The sequence below is a fragment of the Pseudomonas sp. No.117 genome (assembly GCF_054558395.1).
Genome location: NZ_BAAJNP010000004.1, coordinates 501838 through 527284, shown reverse-complemented (window position 1 = coordinate 527284; position 25447 = coordinate 501838). Strand labels below are relative to the sequence as shown.

General features: G+C 63.9%; 21 protein-coding genes, 1 other RNA gene and 1 pseudogene. 13 read left to right on the top strand and 10 right to left on the bottom strand.

Going from position 1 to position 25447, the window contains the following annotated elements; genetic code table 11:
• Positions 1 to 181: 181 nt before the first annotated feature.
• The 7 genes and pseudogenes from ACYJP6_RS12300 to ACYJP6_RS12270 all read left to right on the top strand — a co-directional run bounded on the left by ACYJP6_RS12300 (position 182) and on the right by ACYJP6_RS12270 (position 7058).
• Positions 182 to 1936, top strand: a complete 1755-nt coding sequence (locus ACYJP6_RS12300) for an ABC transporter permease (protein ID WP_459475248.1) — start codon at positions 182 to 184, stop codon at positions 1934 to 1936.
• A 155-nt stretch (positions 1937 to 2091) separates the two neighbouring features.
• The gene (locus tag ACYJP6_RS12295) at positions 2092 to 3399 is read left to right on the top strand and encodes an ABC transporter ATP-binding protein (protein WP_459475247.1); all 1308 of its coding nucleotides are present in this window, start codon (positions 2092 to 2094) and stop codon (positions 3397 to 3399) included.
• A 61-nt stretch (positions 3400 to 3460) separates the two neighbouring features.
• Positions 3461 to 3552, top strand: a non-coding RNA gene (locus ACYJP6_RS12290) — sX9 sRNA.
• Between the two features lie 40 nt (positions 3553 to 3592).
• A complete protein-coding gene (locus ACYJP6_RS12285; protein ID WP_459475246.1) occupies positions 3593 to 4651 on the top strand; it encodes a sensor histidine kinase in 1059 nt (352 codons plus the stop codon).
• Positions 4648 to 5280: a response regulator transcription factor gene (locus tag ACYJP6_RS12280; protein ID WP_459475245.1), complete on the top strand. Its 633-nt coding sequence runs from the start codon at positions 4648 to 4650 to the stop codon at positions 5278 to 5280. The genes ACYJP6_RS12285 and ACYJP6_RS12280 overlap by 4 nt, the downstream gene beginning before the upstream one ends.
• A gap of 149 nt (positions 5281 to 5429) precedes the next feature.
• A pseudogene (locus ACYJP6_RS12275) lies at positions 5430 to 6200 on the top strand (MCP four helix bundle domain-containing protein); the annotation flags it as partial.
• Positions 6174 to 7058 (top strand): methyl-accepting chemotaxis protein, encoded by an 885-nt coding sequence (locus ACYJP6_RS12270; protein WP_459475373.1) that lies wholly within the window; start codon positions 6174 to 6176, stop codon positions 7056 to 7058. The pseudogene ACYJP6_RS12275 and the gene ACYJP6_RS12270, both read left to right, overlap by 27 nt.
• Positions 7059 to 7257: 199 nt before the next feature.
• Here ACYJP6_RS12270 and ACYJP6_RS12265 read toward each other — a convergent pair whose 3' ends face one another.
• The 5 genes from ACYJP6_RS12265 to ACYJP6_RS12245 all read right to left on the bottom strand — a co-directional run bounded on the left by ACYJP6_RS12265 (position 7258) and on the right by ACYJP6_RS12245 (position 13109).
• A complete protein-coding gene (locus ACYJP6_RS12265) occupies positions 7258 to 7851 on the bottom strand; it encodes a TetR/AcrR family transcriptional regulator (RefSeq protein WP_459475244.1) in 594 nt (197 codons plus the stop codon).
• A gap of 319 nt (positions 7852 to 8170) precedes the next feature.
• Positions 8171 to 9088: a 4-hydroxy-tetrahydrodipicolinate synthase gene (gene dapA / locus ACYJP6_RS12260; protein ID WP_459475243.1), complete on the bottom strand. Its 918-nt coding sequence runs from the start codon at positions 9086 to 9088 to the stop codon at positions 8171 to 8173.
• Between the two features lie 29 nt (positions 9089 to 9117).
• Positions 9118 to 10917, bottom strand: a complete 1800-nt coding sequence (locus ACYJP6_RS12255; RefSeq protein ID WP_459475241.1) for an ABC transporter permease subunit — start codon at positions 10915 to 10917, stop codon at positions 9118 to 9120.
• Complete coding sequence (locus ACYJP6_RS12250) at positions 10914 to 12002, bottom strand: ABC transporter ATP-binding protein (RefSeq protein ID WP_459475239.1); 1089 nt, start codon at positions 12000 to 12002, stop codon at positions 10914 to 10916. Before ACYJP6_RS12250 ends, ACYJP6_RS12255 begins: the two co-directional genes overlap by 4 nt.
• An 18-nt stretch (positions 12003 to 12020) precedes the next feature.
• A complete protein-coding gene (locus ACYJP6_RS12245; protein ID WP_312732724.1) occupies positions 12021 to 13109 on the bottom strand; it encodes an ABC transporter substrate-binding protein in 1089 nt (362 codons plus the stop codon).
• 126 nt (positions 13110 to 13235) lie between these two features.
• Here ACYJP6_RS12245 and ACYJP6_RS12240 point away from each other — a divergent pair, with 126 nt between their 5' ends.
• From ACYJP6_RS12240 to ACYJP6_RS12225, 4 genes are all read left to right on the top strand, one after another.
• Complete coding sequence (locus tag ACYJP6_RS12240) at positions 13236 to 14651, top strand: FAD-binding oxidoreductase (protein WP_459475238.1); 1416 nt, start codon at positions 13236 to 13238, stop codon at positions 14649 to 14651.
• Between the two features lie 167 nt (positions 14652 to 14818).
• On the top strand, positions 14819 to 15436 hold the full coding sequence (locus ACYJP6_RS12235) for a helix-turn-helix domain-containing protein (RefSeq protein ID WP_459475237.1): 618 nt from the start codon (positions 14819 to 14821) through the stop codon (positions 15434 to 15436).
• 54 nt (positions 15437 to 15490) lie between these two features.
• Positions 15491 to 16639 (top strand): alpha-hydroxy acid oxidase, encoded by a 1149-nt coding sequence (locus tag ACYJP6_RS12230; protein WP_459475236.1) that lies wholly within the window; start codon positions 15491 to 15493, stop codon positions 16637 to 16639.
• A 303-nt stretch (positions 16640 to 16942) separates the two neighbouring features.
• On the top strand, positions 16943 to 18265 hold the full coding sequence (locus tag ACYJP6_RS12225; RefSeq protein WP_459475235.1) for a M20/M25/M40 family metallo-hydrolase: 1323 nt from the start codon (positions 16943 to 16945) through the stop codon (positions 18263 to 18265).
• A 22-nt stretch (positions 18266 to 18287) separates the two neighbouring features.
• Here the strand turns inward: ACYJP6_RS12225 and ACYJP6_RS12220 are convergent, their stop codons facing one another.
• Positions 18288 to 19415, bottom strand: coding sequence for an MFS transporter (locus tag ACYJP6_RS12220; RefSeq protein ID WP_459475234.1), 1128 nt, complete (start codon positions 19413 to 19415; stop codon positions 18288 to 18290).
• Between the two features lie 283 nt (positions 19416 to 19698).
• Here ACYJP6_RS12220 and ACYJP6_RS12215 point away from each other — a divergent pair, with 283 nt between their 5' ends.
• Both ACYJP6_RS12215 and ACYJP6_RS12210 read left to right on the top strand, forming a co-directional pair.
• A complete protein-coding gene (locus ACYJP6_RS12215) occupies positions 19699 to 20127 on the top strand; it encodes a DUF2231 domain-containing protein (RefSeq protein ID WP_459475233.1) in 429 nt (142 codons plus the stop codon).
• The gene (locus ACYJP6_RS12210; protein ID WP_459475232.1) at positions 20124 to 21419 is read left to right on the top strand and encodes a PQQ-dependent sugar dehydrogenase; all 1296 of its coding nucleotides are present in this window, start codon (positions 20124 to 20126) and stop codon (positions 21417 to 21419) included. Before ACYJP6_RS12215 ends, ACYJP6_RS12210 begins: the two co-directional genes overlap by 4 nt.
• Before the next feature lie 44 nt (positions 21420 to 21463).
• Here the strand turns inward: ACYJP6_RS12210 and ACYJP6_RS12205 are convergent, their stop codons facing one another.
• From ACYJP6_RS12205 to ACYJP6_RS12190, 4 genes are read right to left on the bottom strand one after another with little or no spacing between them, the layout of a single operon-like run.
• Entirely contained in the window at positions 21464 to 21772 is a 309-nt protein-coding gene (locus ACYJP6_RS12205; RefSeq protein ID WP_027599589.1) for a cytochrome o ubiquinol oxidase subunit IV, read from the bottom strand.
• Positions 21769 to 22398 carry a cytochrome (ubi)quinol oxidase subunit III gene (locus ACYJP6_RS12200; protein ID WP_459475231.1) on the bottom strand — a complete coding sequence of 210 codons (630 nt, stop codon included), beginning with the start codon at positions 22396 to 22398 and terminating at the stop codon, positions 21769 to 21771. Before ACYJP6_RS12200 ends, ACYJP6_RS12205 begins: the two co-directional genes overlap by 4 nt.
• The gene (locus tag ACYJP6_RS12195; protein WP_459475372.1) at positions 22395 to 24428 is read right to left on the bottom strand and encodes a cbb3-type cytochrome c oxidase subunit I; all 2034 of its coding nucleotides are present in this window, start codon (positions 24426 to 24428) and stop codon (positions 22395 to 22397) included. The genes ACYJP6_RS12200 and ACYJP6_RS12195 overlap by 4 nt, the downstream gene beginning before the upstream one ends.
• A gap of 22 nt (positions 24429 to 24450) precedes the next feature.
• Positions 24451 to 25368, bottom strand: a complete 918-nt coding sequence (locus ACYJP6_RS12190) for a cytochrome ubiquinol oxidase subunit II (RefSeq protein ID WP_459475230.1) — start codon at positions 25366 to 25368, stop codon at positions 24451 to 24453.
• Between the last annotated feature and the right edge of the window lie 79 nt (positions 25369 to 25447).

The window sequence follows — 25447 nt, the reverse complement described above, 5'->3', positions numbered from 1 at the left end:
AGGTCCTCCGGCGCGCAGGGCAGCAGGCGAGGGCGGGCCGGGGCGGGATATACCTTGGTATAGCCAGACATCCATCGTTTCGATGGCTGGCACGGGGCGGCGAGCCTAGATTAGCCCGGCGGCTGGAACCTGCGCGGCAGGACCGGCCCTTTCCCTAGGCCCTTCATTCACGAGGTACGCCATGAAGACCCTTCCTGGCCTCTACGCCCCTGCCGTGGCGCCGCGCCCGCTGCGGCAACGTCCGACGTCGCTGTGGGCCGACGCCCTCTGCCTGGTGCTCGGCTTGATCGCCCTGGCGCTGATCTGGCATGGCATCGCCGAGATGCGCGCGCCCCTGGCCGTGCTCGACGCGGATCCCATGACCCTCGACCTGGCGCGCCTGCCCGAATATGCGCTGCGCACCACCCTGCGCATGTTCATCGCCCTGGGCGCCTCGCTGCTGTTCACCTTCGTCTTCGCCACCCTGGCGGCCAAGAGCCGCAAGGCGGAGCTGCTGATCCTGCCGGCCATCGATATCCTGCAGTCGGTGCCCATCCTCGGCTTCCTGACCTTCACCGTCAGCTTCTTCCTCGGCTTGTTCCCGGGTCGCCAGCTGGGCGCCGAGTGCGCGGCCATCTTCGCCATCTTCACCAGCCAGGCCTGGAACATGGCCTTCGGCTTCTACCAGTCGCTGCGCACCGTGCCCGAGGACCTGCAGCAGGTCAGCCGCCAATTCGGGCTGTCCGCCTGGCGACGCTTCTTCCGCCTGGAGCTGCCGTTCGCCATCCCGGGCCTGGTGTGGAACACCATGATGTCCATGTCCGGTGGCTGGTTCTTCGTGGTGGCCTCGGAGGCCATCACCGTCGGTGACAACACCATCAACCTCCCGGGCATCGGCTCCTGGCTGGCCTTGGCCATCGCCAAGCAGGACATCGCCGCCATCGGCTGGGCGGTGCTGGCCATGGGCCTGGTGATCCTGGTCTACGACCAGCTGTTCTTCCGCCCGGTGGTGGCCTGGGCCGACCGCTTCCGCGTCGAGCAGACCGCCAGCCAGCAGGTGCCGCGTTCCTGGGTCTACGACCTGGTCCGCCGCGCACGCCTGGGGCGCATGCTGAGCGGTTTCGGGACCTTCTGCACCCAACTCGCCAGCCCACGTCTCCGGCGGTCCTGGCCGCACTGGCACCTGGCGCCGCAGGGCCGCCTCTGGCTGCAGCGGGGCCTGGATGTGCTCTGGTACGGAGCGCTGTTGCTGGTGCTGCCCTATGGCATCTACGCGCTGTTCACCTTCATCGCCGGCACGGTCTACTGGGTGGAAGCGGTGTCGGTGCTGGGCCTGGGGCTGCTGACCATGGCCCGGGTACTGCTGCTGATCGCCGTCGCTAGCGTGATCTGGGTACCCATCGGCGTCTGGATCGGCCTGCGCCCCGGCTGGTCGCAGCGCTTGCAGGCGGTGGCCCAGTTCCTTGCCGCCTTTCCGGCCAACGTGCTGTTCCCGGTGGCGGTGGTGGGCATCGTCAGCTTCCACCTCAACCCGGACATCTGGCTGTCACCGCTGATGGTGCTGGGCACCCAGTGGTACATCCTGTTCAACGTCATCGCTGGCGCCAGCGTGCTGCCGACCGACCTGCGCGAAGCGGCCCGGCTGTTCGGCCTCAAGCGCTGGCAGTGGTGGCGGCAGCTGGCCCTGCCGGCGATCTTTCCCTACTACGTGACCGGCGCCCTGACCGCCGCCGGTGGCTCCTGGAACGCCAGCATCGTCGCCGAGGTGGTGAGCTGGGGCAACGAGCGCCTGCAGGCTCACGGCCTGGGCGCCTACATCGCGCAGATGACCACCGCCGGCGACTTCCCCCGGGTCGCCCTGGGCATCGTGGTGATGTCGATCTTCGTGCTCGGATTCAACCGGCTGCTCTGGCGGCCCCTGTATGCCTACGCCGAACGGCGCCTGCGGCTCGACTAAGAGCCTGTTCAAAGGCTGCTGCGCGTCGGCCGAACTGCGTTGGAAATGGCTTCGGAATGCTCATTTACCGCTCGTAAACTCCGCTTCCTCAGCCATTTCCGCCTTGTCTGTCTCTAGCTCGCTAGCCTTTAAACAGGCTCCAGAGGAGAAACGCCATGAACCTGACCACTCTGAACCAGCGTCCCCTGATCGACGTCCAGGACGTCCGCCAACTCTATGGCAATGCCGCCGGCCCGGCCCGGGTGGTGCTCGACGGGGTCTCCCTGACCCTGCACGAGAACGAGATCGTCGGCCTGCTGGGCCGCTCCGGCTCGGGCAAGTCGACCCTGCTGAGATCCATCGCCGGCTTGCTCACCCCCAGCGGTGGCAAGGTCGATTTCCCGCCCAAGGACGACGGCCAGCGCGCCCGCGTCAGCATGGTGTTCCAGAGCTTCGCCCTGTTCCCCTGGCTGACCGTGCTGCAGAACGTCGAGATCGGCCTGGAGGCGCTGCACGTACCGCTGGACGAGCGCCGGCGCCGCGCCCTTGCCGCCATCGACCTGATCGGCCTGGACGGCTTCGAGAGCGCCTATCCCAAGGAGCTCTCCGGCGGCATGCGCCAGCGGGTCGGCCTGGCCCGCGCCCTGGTGGTGCACCCGGACGTGCTGCTGATGGACGAGCCGTTCTCGGCGCTGGACGTGCTCACCGCCGAGACCCTGCGCACCGACCTGCTCGACCTCTGGGTGGAAGGCCGCATGCCGATCCGCTCGATCCTCATGGTCACCCACAACATCGCCGAGGCCGTCCTGCTCTGCGACCGGGTGCTGATCTTCTCCAGCAATCCCGGGCGCGTCGCCAGCGAGATCCGCATCGACCTGCCGCAGCCGCGCAACCGCCATGACCCGGCCTTCCGCGAGCTGGTGGAGGAGATCTACGTGCGCATGACCGGGGAGACCACGCCGACGCCCCACGAGGGCGTCTTCCCGGGCAGCGGTCTAGGCATGCTGCTGCCGACCGTCTCCACCAACGCCCTGGCCGGTCTGCTGGAGGCCGTCCAGGCCGCGCCCTACGACGGCCGCGCCGACCTGCCGGAGCTGGCCGGTGGCCTGGGCTATGCGCTGGACGAGCTGTTTCCCCTCGCCGAGGTGCTGCAACTGCTGCGCCTCGCGGTGCTGGAGGGCGGCGATCTGCGCCTGCTGCCGGCCGGGCGCGCCTATGTCGAGGCGGGGGTGGACGTGCGCAAGCAGCTGTTCGCTCGCCAGTTGCTCAACTTCGTGCCGCTGGTGGCCCATATCCGCCGGGTGCTGGACGATCGCCAGGGCCACACCGCACCGGCGCGGCGTTTCCGTGACGAGCTGGAGGACTTCATGGACGAGGCCGATGCCGCCCGTACCCTCGGCAGCGCCATTCAATGGGGGCGCTATGGTGAGCTCTTCGCCTATGATCAAGCGGCCGATATGTTCAGCCTGGAAAATCCAGGCTAAGAGCGACTAATAAAACTACTGCGCGTCCGCCAGACGGGCGCGTGCAGTGCTCGGAATCCTCATGTACCGCTCGTACACTCGTGCGCGAGCCCGGTGCGATTCCTGCGCGCCGCGCGCACCCGCCTGACAGCCGCTCGCTACGTTTTGTTAGCCGCTCTAGGACGTCCACGCGACTACGAACGAGAAACTGGCCATGGATCGACGACCCTTCGCCACCACCACCCACTGGCTGCGCCTGGGGGGCCTCTGTGCCCTGGCGCTGGGCATCGCCCTGCTGGATACCTTCACCGACCGGGAGATCGCCATTGGCGTCTTCCAGGTGGTGGTGGTGCTGCTGGCCGCGGGCTTCCTCTCCACCCGTGGCGTCACGGTCACGGCGCTGGGCTGCGCGCTGCTGGTGCTGTGCAGCTATGCCGCCACCCGCAGCGGTGACCGCGATGCCGGCCTGGTCAACTGCATCATCAGCCTGTTGGCCATCGTCGCGGTCGCGGCGCTGGCCCTGCGCCTGGATGCCGCCAAGCGCGCTGCCGAGGCCGCCCGTGCGCGGCTGACCCAGGCCGGTCGTCTCAGCCAGCTCGGTGAGCTGGCGGCCTCCATCGCCCACGAGGTGAACCAGCCGCTCACCGCCATAGCCGCCAGCGGCAATGCCTGCCAGCGCTGGCTGAGCAATCAACCGCCGCAGGTGGAGCGGGCCGTGCAGGCCGCGCAACGGGTCATCGATGACGCCCACCGCGCCAGCGCGGTCATCGCCCGGGTACGCGGCCTGGTCCGCCAGGCCCAGGTGGCCAAGGACTGGCTGAACGTCGGCGATACGGTGGAACAGGTGCTCGATTTCGTACGCACCGAACTGGCCCAGCGCCAGGTGGCGGTGGACGTACGGCTGCAAGAAGGCCTGCCGCCCCTGCTGGCCGACCAGAGCCAGTTGCAGCAGGTCATCCTCAATCTGCTGCTCAATGCCCTCGACGCCCTGGAGGGCGTGCCACCCGAGCAGCGCCGGATCGTCATCCAGGTGGGCCTGGACACCGCCGGTTGCATCCGGTTGGGTGTGGAAGACAGCGGCCGCGGCCTGAGCCCGGCGGCTCGCGAGCAGATGTTCGAGGCCTTCTACACCACCAAGGAGCAGGGCATGGGGCTGGGGCTGGCACTCAGTCGCTCAATCGTCGAAGCCCATGGCGGCCGCATCTGGGCGACCTCGCTGCCCGAGGGCGGCACCGGTGTCTACTGCAGCTTGCCCAAGGATCAGGAACCATGACCGAGCGCGCCTTGCCCACCCTGGTCCACCTGGTGGACGACGACGCCTCGGTGCGTGCTGCCCTGGAAGACCTCCTGGCCTCCGTGGGTCTCACCACCCGCAGCTATGTGTCGGCGGCCGACTTCCTCGAGCGTGCGACCTTCGAGCAACCCGCCTGCCTGGTGCTCGATGTACGAATGCCGGGCATGAACGGCCTGGACCTGCAGCAGGAACTCCAGCGCCGCGCGCTGGCCCTGCCGATCATTTTCATCACCGGTCATGGCGACATCCCCATGTCGGTACGGGCCATGAAGCAGGGCGCCCTGGAGTTCCTCACCAAGCCCTTCCGCGACCAGGACCTGCTCGACGCCATCGACCAGGCCCTGCGCAAGGCCCAGGAGGCCCATGCGCAGCGGGCGCAACTGCAGGAGTTACAAGCGCGGTTCGAGACCCTCAACGACGGTGAGCGTGCGGTGCTGGCGCGAGTAGTCACCGGCTTGCTCAACAAGCAGATCGCCGCCCAGCTGGGCGTCAGCGAGATCACCGTCAAGGTGCGCCGCGCGGCGCTCATGCGCAAATTGCAGGCGGGCTCCCTGGCGGAACTGGTGAAGATGGTGGAGCGGCTGGAAGCACCGCGATCTCAGGTGTAGGCGGGGCGAGGGATGATCCAGCTGGGCAAGTTGGGAAGCATAGGCAGCGCCTTAATTGTCGCGCCAATCACGATCGCACTAAAGAAAAGGAATAGTCAGTCGATTCTAGGGCTCTAGAGGATCGCCTTCGCCGATCCAGGGAGCCCGCCTTGAACCTTCGCTCGCTACGCATCGCCCCCCGCGCCACCCTGTGCTTCGGCGCGGTAACGCTGATCGTCATCCTGCTCGGTGGGTTCGCCCTCATGCAACTGAACGCCCTGCGCGCGACCGAGCAGGCGATGGAGGCCGAATGGTTGGCGAGTGTGCAAACCGCTGACGATATCCAGGTGGCACTCTTGCACACTCGCCTGGAAAGCATCCGCCTGCTGGCCAGTGAAGACAGCGCGGCCGTGGCCGTCGCCACCCGGCAAATCCAGCAGAACCGCGAGGTGATGAACGCCCGCACGGCCTACTACCGCGACCATCTGATCTCGACGGCCGAGGAAAGAAGCAACTTCGAGCGAGCTGCCTTGCAGATGAAGGCCTATCTCGAGGGTCTCGACCAGGTCGTCGCCCTCGTCGCTACCGATCGCGGCGAGGCGCTCAAGCTGGCCAACGGCGACCAGCGCCTGCGCGCGGAAGCCTATCAGGAGCAACTGACCCGGCTGCGCGAATTCAACAGCGAAGGAGCCCGCCAAGCCGGTGAAGCCGCCACCGGCATCTATGACCACAGTGTCCGCGTGGTGCTGGCCATCATGGCGCTGGCAGTGGTCCTGACGCTGCTGCTGGCCTGGCGGCTGACGCGCAGCCTGGCCCAGCCGATCGGTGATTCCCTGGCCGTGGCCAACGCCATCGCCCAGGGTGAACTGACCGGCAAGATCGATCCGACCGGCGCCGACGAGGCCGCCGGCCTCATGCGCGCCCTGGCGCAGATGCAGGACAATCTCAAGGACACCCTCCACGGGATCTCCGCCTCTTCGGGGCGCCTGAGCGAGACCGCGCAGACCATGAACCTGGTGACCGATGGCGCCAGTCGGGTGCTGTCCAGTCAGAATGCGGAAATCGACCAGGCCGCCACGGCGGTCACCCAGATGAGCGCCGCGGTGGAGGAGGTGGCCCGCAACGCGGCTTCCACCTCCCAGGCGGCGCGCGAGTCCAGCGCCGCCGCGGAAAATGGCAATGCCAAGGTCGGCCAGGCGCTCGACGCCATGCAGCGCCTGAGCCATCAGGTGCAATCGACCTCGGTCCAGGTCGAAGGCCTGGCCGGGCAGGCCCAGGACATCAGCCAGGTGCTCAGTGTGATCGGCGCCATCGCCGAGCAGACCAATCTGCTGGCGCTGAACGCCGCCATCGAAGCGGCCCGCGCCGGCGAGCAGGGCCGTGGCTTCGCCGTGGTGGCCGACGAGGTACGGGCCCTGGCGCACCGCACCCAGACCTCGACCCGCGAGATCGAGCAGATGATCCAGGCCATCCAGCAGGGCTCGGCCGAAGCCCTGGACTCCATGCAACTCAGCACCAGCCAGGCCCAGGCGACCTACGAAATCGCCCAGGACGCTGGCCGCGCCCTGAACGACATCCTCCAGGCCGTCCGCCTGATCGACGAACGCAACCTGCAGATCGCCACAGCCGCCGAAGAACAGGCCCACGTCTCCCGCGAAGTGGACCGCAACCTCATCAGCATCCGCGACCTCTCGGTGCAGACCAGCGATGGCAACCGGCAGACGGTGGGTGCCAGCGAAGAGCTGTCCGGATTGGCGGGGGAGCTGGAAACCCTGGTGCGCCGGTTCAAGTTGGCGTGAGGGGGAGGGGAGCCCTCGGCCGTCGCCGAGTTTTCCTTGGCATAAGCTGCCAGGCGACTGAATGTGGCAGGATATTCACCCGCCTGTCGTTCGAATCTTCTAATTGAGTCAATTCGGGGCGGGGCGGTCCTAACCGGGGTGGCCTTGCTCTGCGTTTGGAATGCTGGGTGACCGAGCGCAAACACCCTTCAGCCAACGCTCAGGCATCGCGTAGGATCCTGATCAGAAGCTCCTTCAGCTGGCTTTCTATCAGGTAGCGAGGGGCAGTGGCAGTACTGGTAGTCAAGCTGGCAAGGTGATCCAAAATGCCGGTCAAATTCTGCACTGCATCGTTCAAGTTGGCCGCACGTGGCAGCACGATGCGCTTGCTGATCAACAGCCGACATAATTCGGCGTCTCGCTTCTGGCGGATGGCTTGGATTTGTTCCTGCTGCTCTAATGAAAGGTTGGAGCTCTCATTTTGGGCCAGCCGCACCAGTTCAGCGTGGCGGTCGAAGAACGGCGTCATCGCCGCCCAAATGTGCTGGGCTAATTCGTCGCGGTTGGAGGCTGGTTTCTTTGCCAGAGCGCGAATGAGCTGCAGGTACCCGGTTTCATAGTGTTCGATCAACTCATAGAGCAAAGACTGCTTGCTTTCAATGTGGTAGTAGAGCGAGCCAGGCTGAACCCCAACCTGCTGGGCCAGGCGTCGCATACCTACTGCCTTATAGCCGTGCTTGCTAAATAGTTGGCAGGCAACCTGTAAAATGTGGGTGGCGGCATCGCCTGAAGGTCGGGTGGTGCGGGTATGCACGGCAGTCGTTCCGGTTTGGCCGAGGGGCAGCTACCTTCGATATCGAGAAGTCGCGGAATACAAGGCCGGGGCGAGATCCTTATCTGCCCATTGCGATCTGTTGTCTGGCTATCCTTCTGCGACTGGCCCGGCTAGCCTCTACCATGGCAATGGAGTGCGGAGCGGTGGCAAGACGAAGGCGTGCTCGGCGAATTCTCGTTCGAAGGTAGAGCGAGGCCAGATCCCAGCTGCTGGCCAAGCCCCTCGATCTACCAGGTATCAGGACACCTAGGCGTTCCGCCGTCATGGAGATGCGACTGCTCCGAAAATGACTGGCCCATCAAAAGGTAAGAGCGGCACCCTTGATCAGCGCCTTCTGGGCCAGTATTTCAATGGCCTGCCGCATCCTCTCCATGGTTACCTCGGTCGGTGCCTGTAGCGGCGCCAGCACGGCGCCGCAGTCATGACCCATCCATTTCATGGCGGTCTTCAGCGGGCCAGGGTTCGCTTCCAGGAACAGCGCCTTGAGCAGGGGAAGCAATTCGCGGTGTGCGGCGATAGCCTGCTGCATCTCGCCTCTATCCAGTAGGTGTTGTAACTCGACCCAGTATTCGGGAATCAGTGGGGATGAAGCCAGAATGCCCCCACGCGCACCCAAGGCGATCTGAGCGGGGAACAACATGTCTTCTCCAGACAGTAGCTGGAAGTCGGCGGTGGTCAGCGCGGCGATTTCATTGAAGTGTGCCATGTCGGTATTGCAAGCCTTCATGCCGAAAATGGAACCGTCCAGTTCCATCTGCACGATGGTCGAAACATCCGTGACGATTCGCGTGCGGTACGGGATGTCGTAAAACAGGATCGGCATATCCACGGCATCGCGGTAGGCACGGAAGTAGTCGCGAATGCCCTGCTGGGAAGGAGATACATAAAATGGCGTCACCGTCAGCAAGGCATCGGCGCCGCATGCTTTGAACGCTTTCCCGGCTTCTACTGCTTCGGCGAAGCCTGGCGAAACCATGCCTGCTACGACTGGGACCCGCCCGGCAGCGACTTCGACGGTTATCGCCACCACCCGCTCGCGATCGGCCGGAGCCAGCGCTGTGTATTCGCCAGTGCCACCGATAGGTACCAGGCCACGACAACCGGCCTGAACCAGAAAGTCGACGAGCTTTCTCAGCGCAACCTCGTCTACTTTGCCGTCAGTCGTGACCGGCGTAGGGAAGGGCGGCAAGATGCCATTGAGGGTTGGAATGTTCATTGAGTGGTCCCTTTTGCTGCATTGATTGATCAGCGCTTGGCCTGATCACGTTTTCCGAGTTTTCCCGATATCCAGAGAATGAGTGCGACCAATAGCAGCAATAGGGTCGATACGGCGGCCAGGAGTGGATTGACCTGAAGTACCGCGCTATCCCACATTTGCTTGGGTAGGGTCGATTGCATGCCGCCGCTGATAAAGAGCGACAGGGTCAACTCATCGAACGATGTCACGAAGGCGAATAGGAAGGCCGCGATAAGACCACCGCGTAACAGTGGCAAGGTGACGTGCCATAAGGCTCTGAAGCGGTTTGCACCGAGACTCCAAGCCGCTTGGTCGTAACGCTGGTCGTAGTTCTTCAGGACGGCCATCACGCTGACAACTACGTAAGGCGTAGCAAGGATGGTATGGCCAAGGACCAGTCCGATGGTGGTGCCGGTGAGCGAGATGCGGGAGAACAGATAGAACAGGGCGACCGAGATGATGATCCGTGGCACGATCAGTGGCGATAAGAGGAAGGCAAGTATCAAGGCATTGCCTTTCCTCAGGCCACGTTGCAGGCCGAAAGCAGCCATGGTGCCGATGAGCATCGAGAAGGCCGCGGTCAAGATGGCCACTTTGATCGACCGCCATGTCGCACCGAGCCATTGCGGCGAGTGAAGATATTGTTGATACCACTGCCAACTGAAGCCCTGCGGCGGCCAGTCGAGTACCGATCCTTGGGTGAAGGAGATCGGAATCATCACGAAGGCCGGTGCCACCAGGAAAACCAGCATCAGCAGAGAGAAAAGCCAAAGAACGGCTCGGCCAATGGGCCGGCGTCGTCTGTGCGCCGAGCGACCCGCCAAAGGTGCCGCGCAAAGGATCAGCGCGTCTGAAAGACGCCCCAGCCCTGCTAGTAGCATATTCCCCAGACGCGTCAGAGGTCCCGCTTTACCCGAGCGTCGACGTGCTTCTCCCCCTGCCAGCGTGGACAGCCCGAACAAGCGGTCATAGAGGAGGAAGACCACCATCACCGCGACGAACAGGAGCACGGCCAGGGCGCCGGCGAAGGGCCAATTGAGCAGTTCCTGGACCTGCTGAATGATCAGCTGGGGGAGCATGATGGTCTTGGGACTACCCAGCAGAGCGGGCGTGATGAAAAAGCCGAGTGAGGAGATGAAGACCAGCAGGCCGCCAGCGGCCACTCCGGGCAACGACAGCGGGAAGTAGATTCGCCAGAAGGTGCTGCCAGGTTTGGCCCCCAGCGTCATCGCGGCGCGGCTCAGATTGCCATCGATATTGTCGAGTACCGACAACAGCGTGATCACGCACAACGGCATCATGGCATGCAGCATGCCGATCATCACGGCACTGTAGTTGTAGAGCAATTCCGCCGGAGCATCCGTTAGGCCGAGCGCTTGCAGCCACTGGTTGAACAGGCCGTTACGCCCGAGCAGGGCGATCCAGGCAAAGGTTCTGACCAGGAAGCTGGTCCAGAAGGGTAACAGCAGCCAGAACATCAAGCGCGTGCGGGTGTTGGCCTTGCTGGTGGCGGTCAGGTAGGCCAGGGGATAGCTGAAGACCAACGCCAGAACGGTCGTCCAGGCGGCAAATTGCAAGGTGATTCCCAGCACGCGCCAGTAGATTTCGCGGTCAAGCATCCGCTGGTAGTGATACAGGGAAAGACTGCCGTTGCGGGTGAAGCTGAGGCCTAGCAGGTCCAGCACTGGGTAGACCATCAGTGCCAGCAAGAACAAGGTTGCTGGAAGCACCAACATCCAGGGTTTCGGTCGAAAGGGGCGCTTAGCTACCTGCTGACTCGTGTCCTGCACGTAAGCGACCTGATTCATGCCGCCTCCCGCGTGGTGTCCGCTGGAAGCAGAACGGTGTCGGCTGGAGCCCAGCAGACGCAAACGGGAGCGCCCGGCACGGCGGTCAGCCCACTTTCCTCGGTGAGACCAGCAACCATGAGCTGGGCGCCACCGACGGTATCTACGACGAAACGAGTTACGCCACCGGTGAAAATCACGTCGGCAAGAGTCGCCTGCACCGAGTTCAGCCCGGCCTGGGCCGCAGAGCAGAGGCGCATGCGTTCAGGGCGGATCATGATGCTTACCGGGCCGCTAGTCTGCCTATCGGCCACGAGCGTTGCATTCATGGCCGGGCATTGGATGCTGCTCTGCTGGTTGCCGAGCGCGGTGGCTGTACCGTGAAGGATGTTGGATTCACCGAGGAAGTCCGCGGCGAAGGTGGTCGTGGGGCGGAAATAAAGATCGCTTGGCGTTCCCAGCTGCTCGATTTGGCCATGGTTCATCAGGCAGACCCGATCCGACATCGTCAGGGCTTCCTGTTGGTCGTGGGTAACGAACAGGATCGTCGTCCCCAGCTGCTTGTGAAGCCGTTTGATTTCGATCTGCAATTGATCGCGCAGCTTTTTGTCCAGTGCCCCAAGAGGTTCATCCATGAGGATGATGCTCGGCTGGTAGACGATGCAGCGAGCGAGGGCGATGCGCTGCTGTTGGCCGCCTGAAAGCTCGCGCGGCAGACGGTTGGCCACGTGGCTCAATTGCACCAACTCCAACACCCTCGCGACTTCGCGCCCGATCTCGGCTGGCGGACGCCGCCTCATTCGCAGCGGAAAGCCGATGTTGTCGGCTATCGTCATATGCGGAAAGAGCGCGTAGTTCTGGAATACCATGCCGATGTCGCGCTCGAATGGTGGGGCATAGGTCGCCAGCTTGCCATCGATCCACAGCTTTCCAGCGTCAGGTTCGAGGAGGCCGGCCACCATCATCAGCAAGGTCGTCTTGCCCGATCCAGAGGGGCCTAGCAGGGTTAAGAACTCACCCTGCCGCAATTCGAGGTTGGTGGGCTTTAGCGCTTGAAAGGAGCCGAAATTCTTTTCAATGCCTTCGATCTTCAATTTCGCGTGCATGGCCTATCCCTTCGATGTCTAGCTGAGAATCCATTCGTTGAAGTGCTCGAGCGCTTCCGACTTATGTTTCGCCCAGTAAGCGTTATCGATGGGTAGTCCCCGCTTGAGGTTGTCGGGGTAAGTGGGCAGGTCGCGAGCGCGTTCGGGTGGTATGTGCTGGAATGCTTGTGGCTGCGTGGGGCCATTCAGTACATATTCGGTCAACGCCGCCTGACGCTCTGGCGCGCAGGCAAACTCGATAAAGCGCCGGCAAAGATCAGCCTTGGGCGTACCCCGCAGGATGATCCAGACGTCGATACCCCAGATGTGCTGGTCCCAGGAGATCGCTACCTTGGCGCCTGCGTCTCGGGCCGCCAGGATGCGCGAAGTCCAGGTCGGCATCATGTCGATCTCGCCGCTGGTGAACATCTGTGTCGCTTGGGCCCCTGAACTCCACCACGCCGCGATGTCATCCCGGATCCTGTCCAATGACTTGAAAGCGCGGTCCAGGTCACAGGGATAAACGGCGTCTGTAGCGACGCCATCCGCCATAAGGGCTTCTTCAACAGTGTCGAAGGGATATTTGCGCAGGCCCCGCCGCCCCGGGAATTCCTTCACATTCCAGAATTGCGCCCATCCCTGGGGCACCTTCTTCACCTTCTCGGTGTTATAGCCGAGCGCCGTCGAATAGATGTCCGAGCCGACTGCATAGGGGGTGTTGAAGTGTGCAGGGATGGTTTGGATGACCGCGCTGTCGTTCAGCTGATGAGGCTCGAGCAGGTTCATGCCCGCCAATAGGTTCGCTGCCGCCATGCTAATGGCTCCACCCAGATCCCAGGTGTAGTTGCCGGTCTCGACGATACCTTTCACCTCGGCGGTCGGTTCGGCGGTCGAAGTAATGCCGATCACTTCGATGCCGGTCTCTTTGAAGAACGGCTCGAAAAATGCTTTTCGATACCCCTCTGTCCACATACCTCCTGCATCTCGCACGAACAGGCGCTTGCTATCGGCACGTGCCGAGCCAATGAAGTGGGGCGCGGCAGCGATCGCCGCACCTGCCACAACCGTCTTGCTGATGAAGCTACGACGTGTGATTCCTGCGCTCTTGCTACTCCGCTCCTCCGACATCGCCCGCCTCCACTATAGTGATAATTTGTGCGTATAGTGTTATCTTGTGCGTATAGTGATTTCAACCTAAAACGAGATTTTTATGACGTCCAGGCTGGATGGCGGCCCGAGCGCGAGGAAACAGCGTTGATTTCAAAAGAATTTATGGAATCCATCGGTCGGCTTCTAGGTAGCGACAATGTGCTGGTCGGTAATGACACCGCGGGTTTCGTTAGCGATTGGCGTGACCGGTACCATGGCAGGGCACTCTGCGTGGCACGTCCCGGCACGACTGATGAAGTTGCCCAACTGCTGGCGCTCTGTAGCCAACATGGAGTCCGCGTCGTGCCACAAGGGGGCAACACGGGGCTGTGCGGTGCGGCCACTCCTGACGGTACGGGGGAACAGCTCGTCGTCTGGCTAGGCCGGATGAACCGGATTCGTGAGTTCAGCGAAACCGATGCGAGCGTTACCCTGGAAGCCGGCTGTGTCCTTGAGGCGGTGCAAAACTATGCCAGTGATCGCGGCTATTTCTTCCCCATGAGCCTGGGGGCGGAAGGCAGCTGCCAGATCGGCGGTAACCTGGCGACCAACGCGGGCGGGACCGCGGTCCTGCGCTACGGGCCCATGCGTGATTTGGTGCTGGGGTTGGAGGTGGTGCTCCCCAATGGGGCGATCTATGACTGGCTTACACCACTGCGCAAGAACACAACGGGCTACGACCTCAAGCAACTTTTCGTAGGAGCTGAAGGTACCTTGGGGATCATCACGGCGGCGACGCTCAAGGTCTTCCCCGCACCCAAGGTGCGTGAACTGGCCATGGTCACCCTCGAGGGGGTCGAGCAGGCGCTTACCTTGCTCACACAGCTACGCCGCAGTCTTGGCGAGCGTCTGCTGTCATTCGAAATCATCAATTGGGCTCAGGTCGAGTTGGTGCTGAAGCACACCCAAGGCAATCAATGGCCGTTCGCCGAGCCAGCGCCCTGGTGTCTCTTGATCGAGGTTACAGAGACGCTTGATGGTTACGACCTACGCGGTGCGCTGGAGAACGAGCTGGGAAGAGCCTTGGAAATGGCGTTGATTACCGACGCCGTGGTCGCCACCAGTCAGGTACAACAGAACAATCTTTGGCGCCTACGCCACAGTGTGTCGGAGGCCAACAAGATCGCCGGCTATGGAGTAACCCACGATACTGCCGTGCCGCTGAGCAAGCAGGGCGAGTTTGCGACGCAGGTAGAAGAGCGACTGCTTAGCGAGTTTCCTGATGGACGGGTATTGATGGTTGGCCATATAGGCGACGGAAATCTGCATGTCATCCATATGCTTGATCGGGACGCCTATTCACCCGAACGCCTGGCTGTGGCGGCCAAGCGCATACATCAGATCGTTGACCAGGCGACCTTGAACCTGGGAGGCACCGTGAGTGCCGAGCATGGCATCGGCCAATCCAACAAGGGACGATTACTCGCGAGCCGCAGTACGCAGGATCTCGATCTGATGAAGGCTATCAAGGCTGTGATCGATCCGGATGGCCGCATGAATCCTGGCAAGATATTCGACTGATCGCCCGAGCAAAGGCGTGCCAGCATACCGGGCATTCAGTTCTCGACATGAAATGGTCAGCGTACACTTTCCGGGACAGGCATCGTGATGCGATCAGGCGCCCGGAGACAAGGGGAGTAGGGGTCTCCAGGGCTGCCTACCGCTAGAAAAACCAGCAGGTGAACAATTTGGATATCCAGCTCGATAGACCACCCCTCTCAGGCGATGAGCTTGAAATAGATAACGACGAGGTGGCTTGCGAAATCGGGGAACGTATCAAAGAGCTGCGCAGGGAGCGGAATTGGACACTCACCAAGACGGCTGAGCAAACCGGATTATCTCATTCCGCGTTGTCACGCATTGAGCGGAACGAGTTGTCGCCCACACTCGGCAGCCTCAACAAGATCGCTCGGGGATTCTCCATCGATGTGATCACACTGTTATCCGGGCGTTCTGCCCAGCCCGCCGCCGCTCGACGCAGCATCAACCGCCATTCCCATGGCCTCGTGGCCAATACCCATACCTGTAGCAACATCTGGCTGGCAGCCGACCTGACACAGAAGCGGATGTTGCCGCTGAAGACTCGGGTAGTGGCACGGCATCCGGATGAATACAGTGACTGGGCGACGCATGCGGGTGAACTGTTCCTCTACGTCCTGTCAGGGGAGCTGGTCGTCCATTCGAAAATTTATGCGCCGGTGAAATTGGCCGAAGGTGACAGTCTTTACTACGACGCTCACGCGGGCCATAAGTGGGTATCGGTTGGGCCTGAAGATGCAGTGGTTCTCTGGGTCTTCGCGGACTGATCTCGATAGTCGATTAGGCTGACCGCAGTGAGCGGTGATAGGTGGGCTTGGCACTTGACCGATGCGCTCAATTTCAAGGATCTGCGCGCCGGTGCGCGCAAGCGATTACCGAGGCCAATCTTCGAGTATATCGACCGAGGCAGCGAGGATGAAACGAGCCTTCTGGAGAACCGCAGATCCTTCGAACGGCTTCGTATCCTGCCCCAGGTATTGACTGGCGGTTCGCCTCGCTCCAGCAGCGTGACACTATTCGGTCAGTCCTTGCAGGCACCGATGGTGGTCGCCCCTACGGCTTGCGCAGGGTTGGTCTGGTATAGGGGTGAAATCGAGTTGGCCCGCGCGGCGCTCCAAGCCGGAATACCCTTCTGCGCTGCAACCGAGGCGATCACGTCCATCGAGGAGATTGCGCATACCACCGATGCGGCCACATTGTGGTTTCAATTGTATGTCTGGGAGTCCGAAGTACTCTCGAACCAGCTCGTCGAGCGTGCTCGGCAGCTGGGGATCGAGACGCTGGTAGTGACCGTAGATACGCCGGTGACACCCAATCGAGAATACAACGTCAAGAATGGCATGGGTCTGCCGTTCCGCTATTCACCGCGTCTGGTCGTAGAGGTCGCTACCCGTCCGGCCTGGTTGCTGGGCGTACTGGGACGCTACGTCGCGAAGGGTGGTGCTCCCGGATTTGCAAACTATCCCGAGCGATACCGTAAGACCCTCACGGGCGGTGGCAGTACCTTGCAGCTGCGTCATGATGCCAATCTAACGTGGCACCACATCGTGCGCTTGCGCAGGCTGTGGAAGGGCCATCTGGTCATCAAGGGAATCGCCCGGCCCGCAGATGCGCTCAAGGCCCTGAGCCTGGGCGCCGATGGCATCGTCGTGTCCAATCATGGCGGAAGAAACATGGACAGTTCCGTCGCACCCATGGATACCTTGGAACCTATCAGCGACGCTATTGCAGACCGGCTGACCATTCTGCTGGACAGCGGCGTGCAGCGTGGCAGCGATATCTTCAAGGCCCTGGCTCTCGGTGCCAAGGCCGTCATGGTTGGCAGGGCATTTCTATACGGTACGGCCATCAGCGGTGCTCAGGGCGCTACCCAGGCCTTCAACGTGTTGGCACGTGAACTGGACCTGACTATGGGCGGCGCAGGCTGCCGATCGATCGATGAGATAAACCGCTCCTTTATCGTCCGCTAGGGGGAGATAGCGGTAACTCATGTCAGCCGCTACCACCGCTAGCCAACTGTCCAGCGATGGCTCTTTCACGGGTGAAGTGCTTCTTCACAGATACAGTGCTGGCAATGTAGTACGTCTGCTAACGCAATAGGGAAATCGCGGCGGCACGGAATATGGCGAGCGTTATCATTCGTTAGCCCACGCCACATCCCGTTACAGCCCGATTTTTGACGACTTGCTCACTCCCGCCTAGCGTCAAGAGGTTGCGCATTCGTCTGACGATTGTGCTCGCTCGGAATACTACCTAGGCAATGGGAGTGTCAGATGTCTTTTGCTCGTTCGGCTTTGGCCAATCGCTTGTCCGCTGTTCTTATCGCCGCTACGGCGGCCACCCTGGCATTGCCGCTGGCTGCCGCGCCGACCGTCGAGGGTGCGCTGTCTGCCGTCCAGGGCGATGCCCGGGTGGCCAAGGCCCTGGAGGCGCTGCGCGCCGATGATGGCCGCACCTTCGAGGAACAGAAGCGCATCGCCCAGATCCCGGCGCCGCCGTTTAAGGAGCAGGTTCGCGCCGAGTACTACCTCAAGCGCTTCCAGGAGCTGGGCCTGAAGGATGCCAGCATCGCCCCGGAAGGCTATGTGATCGCCACCCGCAAGGGCAGTGGCCAGGGTCCTCAGCTGGTGGTGTCGGCGCATCTGGATACTGTGTTTCCCGAGGGTACGGACCTTACGCTCAAGGAACAGGACGGCAAGACCTTCGGCCCGGGCATCGGCGATGACGCCCGTGGCTTGGCGGCGCTGCTGTCGGTGATCGACGCCCTGAACAAGAGTGGCGTCGAGACCGTGGGTGACCTGGTTTTCGTCGGCACCGTGGGCGAGGAGGAACTGGGCAACCTGCGCGGGGTGAAGGCCCTGTTCAAGGATCGCCAGGGGATCGACGGGTTCATCTCGGTGGATGGCATCGACGTACGGCGGATCGTCAACCGGGGGACCGGCAGCCACCGCTACGAGATCACCTTCAAGGGCCCGGGCGGCCATAGCTTCGGCGAATTCGGTCGGCCCAGCGCCATCCATGCCATGGGTCGGGCCATCGCCAAGATCGCCGAGGTTCGTCCGCCCAAGGAGCCCAAGACCACCTTCACCGTGGGCACCGTGCAGGGCGGCACCTCGGTCAACGCCATCGCCGCCGAGGCGCGTCTGAACCTGGACATGAGGTCCAACGAGGAGGCGGCGCTGCTGGCGGAGGAGAAGGAAATCCTGGCCCTGGTACAGGACGCGGTGAAGGAAGAGAACCAGCGCTGGGATACCGACCAGATCTCCGTCGCGGTCAAGCTGATCGGGGATCGTCCGGCCGGTGGCACGGCGGAGGATTCGCCCATGGTGCAGACGGCACAGCGTTCCATCGCCGCGGTCACCGGTGGTGCCAAGGTCACCCTCAGCGGCGGCAGTACCGACTCCAATACCGCCATGTCCCTCGGGGTACCGGCCATGACCATCAGCGGTGGCGGGGAGGGCGGCAGCGCGCATTCCCTGGCGGAGTGGTACAAGCCGGTCAACGCTTATCAGGGCCCGCAGAACGTCCTGCTGACCAGCCTGACGCTGGTGGGTATCAAGGGCGTCAGCGAGCCGGTACTGCCGGTGAAGCGCTAGCCTGGGGCGCGCGCGGAGCCGGTCAGCAGGCCGGCGACCGTGCGACCTGCCGACAGGCCAGGGCGCTGGCGAGGACGGCGAGGCCGGCCAGGGGATAGACCCAGGTTGGGGATAGCACCGGCAGCAGCACGCCAGCCAGCAGCGGGCCCAGACCCGCACCCACGTCGCGCCAGATGGCATTGGCGGCCAGCGCCTGCACCCGGGCCTGGCCGGGATGCCGGGCCGCCACCAGTGTTACGACCAACGGCAGCTGCAGCGCCCTCAGGATCAGCACGCCACCCGCGCCCAGCACCAGCCAATGCCAGCCGAACGCACTCAGGGCCAGGGCGGTGAGGGCGGAGAAGGTCACCAGCATGGTCGCGGCGCCGTAGCGGTCGGCGGCCCAGCCGCCCAGCGGACTTAGACTCATCTCCGAGGCGTAGCGCAGCGCCATCAGCAGTCCGGCAATCAGTACCGCGTTACCACCAAGCGCGGCCTGGGCGAACACCGACAGCCCGAAGATGAACAGGCCATCCAGGGCGACGCCTTCGATGAAGGACCAGACGGCGATCCGGTCGGGCCACTGGAAGCGCCGACCCGTACCAGGCAGTTGGTGCGGCTGCGCCGGCAGGCGACTGGCGACCACCAGGCCCACCAGGCAAAGGCCGGCGAGCAGCAGGAAGATCAGCCTTGGTCCAAAATGCAGGGTGATCCAGGCGCCAAGGGGCAGGGCGAGCATGGGGCCGATGGCGATCAACGCGCGCGAGGTCCCCGAGCGGCGTGCGGCGCCGCCGGCCTCGGCGGTGGCCAGCACCTGGGTGGAGAGGTTGAAGACCGCGAAACACAGCCCCCAGGCCAGCCGCAGCAGGATCAGCAGCCAGAAGCCGGAGAGGGTGGCGTTGCCCAGGGCGCACAAGGCTGCTACCCCGGCGGCGAGCATCAGGCTGTGCCGATCACCAAAACGGGCATAGCCGTGCACCACATAGCGGTAGCCGAAGATCCGCACCAGGCGGTTGGCGGCGAGCAGCACCCCGGCCTCGGTCAGGCTGATACCGAAGGCCTCGGCATTCATCGGCAGGATGAGATAGAGCAGGACGTCGCTGGGCAGGCAAAGCGCGAGAACGATCGCTGCCTGCCGGGAGGCGCGGTCGACGGGGCGGGTGCTGGCCATGGGCGATCCGTCCTGAAATAAAACTGACTTTTTATCACGACCGCTGAAGCGCGGGGCAACCGATGTGCAATGGCTGCCACTCCTGGCAAGGCGAGGCAAGCCGGGACTCCGGCCAGGAACCGCGTCCTAGGGCGGGCCAGCAGTTGGGAGTCTTTTGCAAGAGGTGTCAGGCGGGCGTAACGGCTGAACTAACCGCCTGCTCGCACAATCCTTTTCAGTGCACCGTTCCCGCCGTTGCGGCCATCGAGCCCACGCGGCGCCCTGTCTTGAAAAGGAGTCGTCAGTGACCGTAGCTGCCCACCGTCCCTATCCCGTCCGGCCTGGCCCGCTGCACGCGCTGCTGCTGGCCGGCTCCGTCCCGCTGTTCATCGGCGGCCTGCTCAGCGATATCGCCTACTACCAGACCCAGCAGATCCAGTGGGCCAACTTCGCCGCCTGGCTGATCGCCGGGGCGCTGTTGCTGTCCGGCCTGGCCCTGCTGTTCGCGCTGGGCAATCTCTTCGGCGCCCGTTTCCGCGGTCGTCGACCGGCAGCCTACTTCCTCCTGCTGCTGCTGGCGTGGGTGCTGGGGCTGGTCAATGCCTTCGAACATGCCAAGGACGCCTGGGCAGTGATGCCCGCGGGGCTGATCCTGTCGGTGATCGTCTCGGTGCTGAGCCTGGTGGCTGCCTGGATCGGTCTCTCCAACCTGCGTTCGGAGGTGGTTCGATGAGCACTCCAAGAGCCTTGAGCGTCCTCGGTCTGGCCGTGCTGCTGGCTGCCTGTGGCAACGAGGGCGGCGCCGACACCCAGGCGCGTGGCCCGGATCCCAAACTGCCGGAACCCCAGCGTGGCCTGCTGCCGAGCATGAAGATCGCCGAGCCGGCCCCTTGGGGGGATCGCGTTCCCACCGTGCCGCAAGGCTACAAGATCAGCGCCATCGCTACCGACCTGCGCATCCCGCGGCAGCTGCTGGTGCTGCCCAATGGCGACATCCTGGTGGCCGAGGGCCGCGGCGGCAACGCGCCCAAGCTCAAGCCCAAGGACGTCATCGCCGGCTACATCAAGGCCCAGGGCAACACCCAGGTGAAGGGTGGCAATCGCCTGACCTTGCTTCGCGATGCCGATGGCGACGGCACCTACGAACTCAAGACGGTGTTCGCCGAGAATCTCAATGCACCCTATGGCCTGGCCTTCGCCAATGGCCGCATCTACGTGGCCAACCAGGACGCCCTGGTGAGCTTTCCCTACCAGGACGGCCAGACCCAGGCCAGTGGCGCGCCGGCCAAGCTGGTGGACCTGCCCGCGGCGATCAATCACCACTGGACGAAATCCCTCGCGGTGAGCGCCGATGGCCGCTACCTCTATGTCGGTATCGGCTCCAACAGCAACGTCGGAGAGCGCGGCATGGACGTCGAGGTGGACCGTGCGGTGATCTGGCAGATCGATGCCCAGAGTGGTGCCCACAAGAACTATGCCACCGGGGTGCGCAATCCCACCGCCCTGGCCATGCAGCCCGACAGCGGCCAGCTCTGGGCCGTGGCCAACGAACGCGACGAAATCGGCCCCGACCTGGTACCGGACTACCTGACCTCCATCCGCGAAGGGGGCTTCTATGGCTGGCCATACAGCTACTGGGGGCAGAACGTCGACACCCGCGCCCAGCCGCAGGATCCGGCCAAGGTGGCCGCAGCCATTAAGCCGGACTACAGCCTGGGTTCCCACGTCGCCGCCCTGGGCCTGAGCTTCTCCACCGCCGCGGTGGGCGGACAATTCGCCGAGGGGGTCTTTGTCGGCGAGCACGGCAGCTGGAACCGCGATAAGCCGGTGGGTTACCGGGTGGTCTTCGTGCCCTTCCAGCAGGGGCGCCCCACTGGCGAGCCCATCGACTTCGCCACCGGTTTCTTTGGCGACGACGGCAAGACCCGTGGTCGGCCGGTGGGCGTGGCGGTGGACCAGCGCGGTGGTGTCCTCATCGCCGACGACCTGGCCAACACCGTCTGGCGGGTGACCCGTACCCAGTAAGGTGGGGAAAGGCCGGCTTGCCGCCCAGCCGGGCAGCAAGCCGGTCAATGCATGCGATGCTGCAGATCGCCCAGCACCACCAAGCTGCCCACCACCATCAGCACCAGGATCAGGCTGGTGAACAGCAGCAGGTAGAGGTCGTGGCGGTGCGAGCGGCCCAGGCTGACGTGCAGGAAGCAGCGCAGGTGCACCAGGATCTGCAGCAGGCCCAGACCGAAGACGATGCCCAGGGTAGTTCCGCGCGGCCAGGTTGGAAACTGGACCAGGGCGATGGGGATCAGGCTCAGCGTTACCGCCAGCCCCAGGCCGATCACATAGCTCGCCAGTTCGCGGCGATAGTCATCTCGCTTCATGGCAGGAGTCCTTGCAGGTAGACCACCGAGAGGATGGCGACCCAGACGATATCGAGAAAATGCCAGAACAGGCCCAGGCGCATCAGCCGGGTTTTCACCGGGGTATCCAGGCCGAACACCCGGAGCTGTACCAGCATCACCACCAGCCACAGGCAACCGCTGGCGACGTGGACGCCGTGCATGCCCACCAGGGCGAAGAACGCCGAGAGGAAGGCGCTGCGCTGGGGCAGGGCGCCCTTGTCCGCCATACCCAGGAAGTCGTGCAGCTCCAGGCCGAGGAAAACCAGGCCCAGCGCCAGGGTCACCAGCAGCCAGGTCACCAGGGCGCGCAAACGACCCTCGTGGTATTTCATCGCCAATGAGGCCAGGCCATAGGTGAAGCTGCTGGCCAGCAGCACCAGGGTCTGCAGGGTCACGCTGCGGATCTCGAACACCTCACCGGGGCGCGGACCGCCGGCGGTGGCGTGTTGCAGCGTCGCGTAGATGGCGAACAGCAGCGCGAACACCAGGGCGTCGCTCATCAGGAAGATCCAGAAGCCGAACAACGAATACTCGGCCTCGGCGTGGGTGGCGTGATCGGTGGCGCCGACGTTGAGGCCGGCGTGGTTCATATCGCGCGGACTCATGGACCCATCTCCGCCAGGCCGCGATTGCCGGGGGTGGTTTCCTCGTCGCGATTGACCGGGCGGGTCGCGGCGACCACGTCCAGCCAGGCCTCGTGCTCGCGCCGGATGTCCGCCGCCGAGATCAGTCGCTCGGTATCGCGCTGGAAGCTGCGGACGATCACCGCGCCCCAGGCCACCACCAGGCCGAGCACCGCCAGCCAGCCGATGTGCCAGACCAGGCCGAAGGCGCAGGCGAAGCCCGCTGCCCCGACGATGGCTGGTACGGCGCTGTTCTTTGGCAGCTCGATGTCGGCATAGGTGCGCGGCCGGTCATAGGCCAGGCCCTGTTCCTTTAGCCAAGTGAAGGGATCGCGGTCGTTGATCGGCAGGGGCACGGCGAAGTTGTATGCCGGCGGCGGCGCGGCCACGGCCCATTCCAGGGTGCGGCCGTTCCAGGGATCGCCCACCGGTACCCGTGCCTGGTCGCGGTGGCGGATACTCACCACCAGCTGGATCACCAGACTCGCCAAGGCGGCGAGCAGCAGGACCGCCCCCACCTCGGCGACCCAGAGCAGCGGGGCGAAGTCGGGGTTGTGGATGGCTTGGCTACGCCGCGGCAGGCCGGAGGCGCCCAGCACGTACAGCGGCATGAAAGCCAGGATGAAGCCCAGACCGAAGTTCAAGGCGGCGATGCGCCCCCAGCGCTCGTCGAGGCGGAAGCCGAAGGCCTTGGGAAACCAGAAGTGGTAGCCCGCCAGCATGCCGAACAGCATCCCCGGGATCAGCATGTTGTGGAAGTGGGCGACCAGGTAGACGGTGTTATGCACCTGGTAGTCCACCGGTGGCGTGGCCAGGGTGATGCCAGTGAGGCCACCGATAACGAACAGCATGATGAACATCACCGCGTAGATCAGCGGCGTGGTCAGGCGAATGCGGCCACGGAACATGGTCGCCATCCAGTCGTAGATCTTCACCCCGGTGGGAATGCCGATGAGCATGGTGGCGATGCCGAACACGGCGTTGATCTTCGGCGACTGGCCCATGGTGAAGAAGTGGTGCAGCCAGACGGTGAAGGACAGCACGGCGATCACCAGGGTGGCCCAGACCAGCGAGTGGTAGCCATAGAGTCGCTTGGTGGAAAAGGTCGAGAACACCTCGGAGAAGACGCCGAAGGCCGGCAGGATGAGGATGTACACCTCCGGGTGGCCGAACAACCAGAACAGGTTGATGTAGTTCATCAGGTTGCCGCCCTGGGTGTTGGTGAAGAAGTGGAAATCCAGGTAGCGGTCCAGGGCCAGGAGCAGTGTAGCCACGGTCAGCGGCGGCATGGCGAAGATCATCAGGATGCTGGTGCACAGCGCCGTCCAGCTGAACAGCGACATATGGAACAGGCGCATCCCTGGCGCTCGTTCCTTGTAGAGGGTGACGGCGAAGTTCAGGCCGGTGAGGGTGCTGCCAAGGGAGCTCAGGGTCAGCGCCCAGATCCAGTAGTCGGGGCCAACGCCGGGCTGGTATTCGGCGCCGGTATAGGGCGGATAGCCGCTCCAGCCACCGGTGGAGAAGCGGCCCAGCACCAGGGACACCATCACCAGCGCCGCGCCGGCCACGGTCAGCCAGAGGCTGATGGCATTGAGCAGCGGAAAGCGCACGTCGCGCGCACCGATCTGCAGTGGCATGGCGAAGTTGATCAGCCCGGTGAGGAAGGGCATGGCGACGAAGAACACCATGATGGTGCCGTGGGTGCTGAACAACTGGCCGAAGTGCTCGGTCGGCAGATAGCCGGGTGCATCGACCGCCAGCGCTTGCTGGGTGCGCATCATCACCCCTTCCACCACGCCGCGGCTGAACATCACCAGGGCTAGCACCACATACATGATGCCGATGCGCTTGTGGTCCAGGCTGGTGAACCACTCCTGCCAGAGATAGCGCCACTTGCAGAGCCAGGTGATCACCCCGGCGGTAGCCAGGGCGCCGAGGATGACCACGCTGGCGCCGCAGGTGGCGACCAGGCTGTAGAAGGGCAGGGCGTCATAGCCCAGGCGGCCGAACAGCAGGTGCCAGAGCGCCGAGGATTCAGTCATGGGCGGCTCCCTTGAAGGTGTCGCAGGCGGGCACCGGGTCCTGGCGATAGCGGGCCAGCACCCAGGCGAAAAGGGCGGGTTGGGTCAGGCGCAGCTCGGCGGCCTGCTCCAGGGTGCCGGGGCGGGCCAGCACCTGGTAATGGGCGCAGTCTAGGGCCGCGCGGGCCTCGCCCACGCGCTGGGTCCAGGCCTGGAACTCGCCCGGTTCCAGCACCCGGATCGGGAAGTGCTGGTCCTGGAAGCCCTCGCCGCTGTACTGGGCGTTGCGGCCCTCGAACTGGCCGGGGGCCGGGATCTGCAAAAAGCGCTGGGTCTGCATGCCGGCCATGGCGTAGATCTGGCCGCCCAGGCGCGGCAGCAGCAGGGACTGCATCACCGTATCGCTGGTGAGTCTGAGCTGCACCGGCCGACCGGCTGGCAACACCAGCTCATTGACGCTGGCGATGCCCTGTTCGGGATAGAGGAACAGCCACTTCCAGTCCAGGCCGATCACCTGGACCTCCAGGGGCGCCTCGCCGGGCGTCGGCGAGCGATAGGGGTCGAGGCTGTGGGTGCGCGTCCAGACCAGCACCGCCAGCGCGACCACCACCAGCGCCGGCACGCCCCAGGCGAAGACGTCCAGCAGCCAGGAAAACTCCCAGCGCGGCCGGTAGGCGGCGCGGTCATTACCGTGGCGGTACCGCCAGACGATCAGCGGGGTGAGCAGGATCACCGGCAGCACCACGATCAGGGCCAGGCCGACGATCCACAGCAGCAGGTCGCGTTCGCCAGCGGCAGCGAGGCCCGCCGGGGCGAGAAAGCCATGCTGCAGCGGCGAGCAGCCAGTCAGCAGCAGGAGGAGCGGCGCCAGGCATCCCGAGTGGAAGGCGCGGCGGCGGCCGGGTGATGGCGAGAGGCTCGCAAGGGACATGGCGATCGGACCGTAACCAGTTGTTGCAGCCAACAGACCGTCCGATCGGGCGTGACGTTCACTGGATACTGGCGCTTGG

What these genes read in the sequence shown, in the direction of transcription:
- ACYJP6_RS12300 (WP_459475248.1), top strand. Translation starts at nt 182, where the DNA reads ATGAAGACCCTTCCTGGCCTCTACGCCCCTGCCGTGGCGCCGCGCCCG.
- ACYJP6_RS12295 (WP_459475247.1), top strand. Translation starts at nt 2,092, where the DNA reads ATGAACCTGACCACTCTGAACCAGCGTCCCCTGATCGACGTCCAGGAC.
- ACYJP6_RS12285 (WP_459475246.1), top strand. Translation starts at nt 3,593, where the DNA reads ATGGATCGACGACCCTTCGCCACCACCACCCACTGGCTGCGCCTGGGG.
- ACYJP6_RS12280 (WP_459475245.1), top strand. Translation starts at nt 4,648, where the DNA reads ATGACCGAGCGCGCCTTGCCCACCCTGGTCCACCTGGTGGACGACGAC.
- ACYJP6_RS12270 (WP_459475373.1), top strand. Translation starts at nt 6,174, where the DNA reads ATGCGCGCCCTGGCGCAGATGCAGGACAATCTCAAGGACACCCTCCAC.
- dapA (WP_459475243.1), bottom strand. Translation starts at nt 9,088, where the DNA reads ATGAACATTCCAACCCTCAATGGCATCTTGCCGCCCTTCCCTACGCCG.
- ACYJP6_RS12255 (WP_459475241.1), bottom strand. Translation starts at nt 10,917, where the DNA reads ATGAATCAGGTCGCTTACGTGCAGGACACGAGTCAGCAGGTAGCTAAG.
- ACYJP6_RS12250 (WP_459475239.1), bottom strand. Translation starts at nt 12,002, where the DNA reads ATGCACGCGAAATTGAAGATCGAAGGCATTGAAAAGAATTTCGGCTCC.
- ACYJP6_RS12245 (WP_312732724.1), bottom strand. Translation starts at nt 13,109, where the DNA reads ATGTCGGAGGAGCGGAGTAGCAAGAGCGCAGGAATCACACGTCGTAGC.
- ACYJP6_RS12225 (WP_459475235.1), top strand. Translation starts at nt 16,943, where the DNA reads ATGTCTTTTGCTCGTTCGGCTTTGGCCAATCGCTTGTCCGCTGTTCTT.
- ACYJP6_RS12220 (WP_459475234.1), bottom strand. Translation starts at nt 19,415, where the DNA reads ATGGCCAGCACCCGCCCCGTCGACCGCGCCTCCCGGCAGGCAGCGATC.
- ACYJP6_RS12210 (WP_459475232.1), top strand. Translation starts at nt 20,124, where the DNA reads ATGAGCACTCCAAGAGCCTTGAGCGTCCTCGGTCTGGCCGTGCTGCTG.
- ACYJP6_RS12205 (WP_027599589.1), bottom strand. Translation starts at nt 21,772, where the DNA reads ATGAAGCGAGATGACTATCGCCGCGAACTGGCGAGCTATGTGATCGGC.
- ACYJP6_RS12200 (WP_459475231.1), bottom strand. Translation starts at nt 22,398, where the DNA reads ATGAGTCCGCGCGATATGAACCACGCCGGCCTCAACGTCGGCGCCACC.
- ACYJP6_RS12190 (WP_459475230.1), bottom strand. Translation starts at nt 25,368, where the DNA reads ATGTCCCTTGCGAGCCTCTCGCCATCACCCGGCCGCCGCCGCGCCTTC.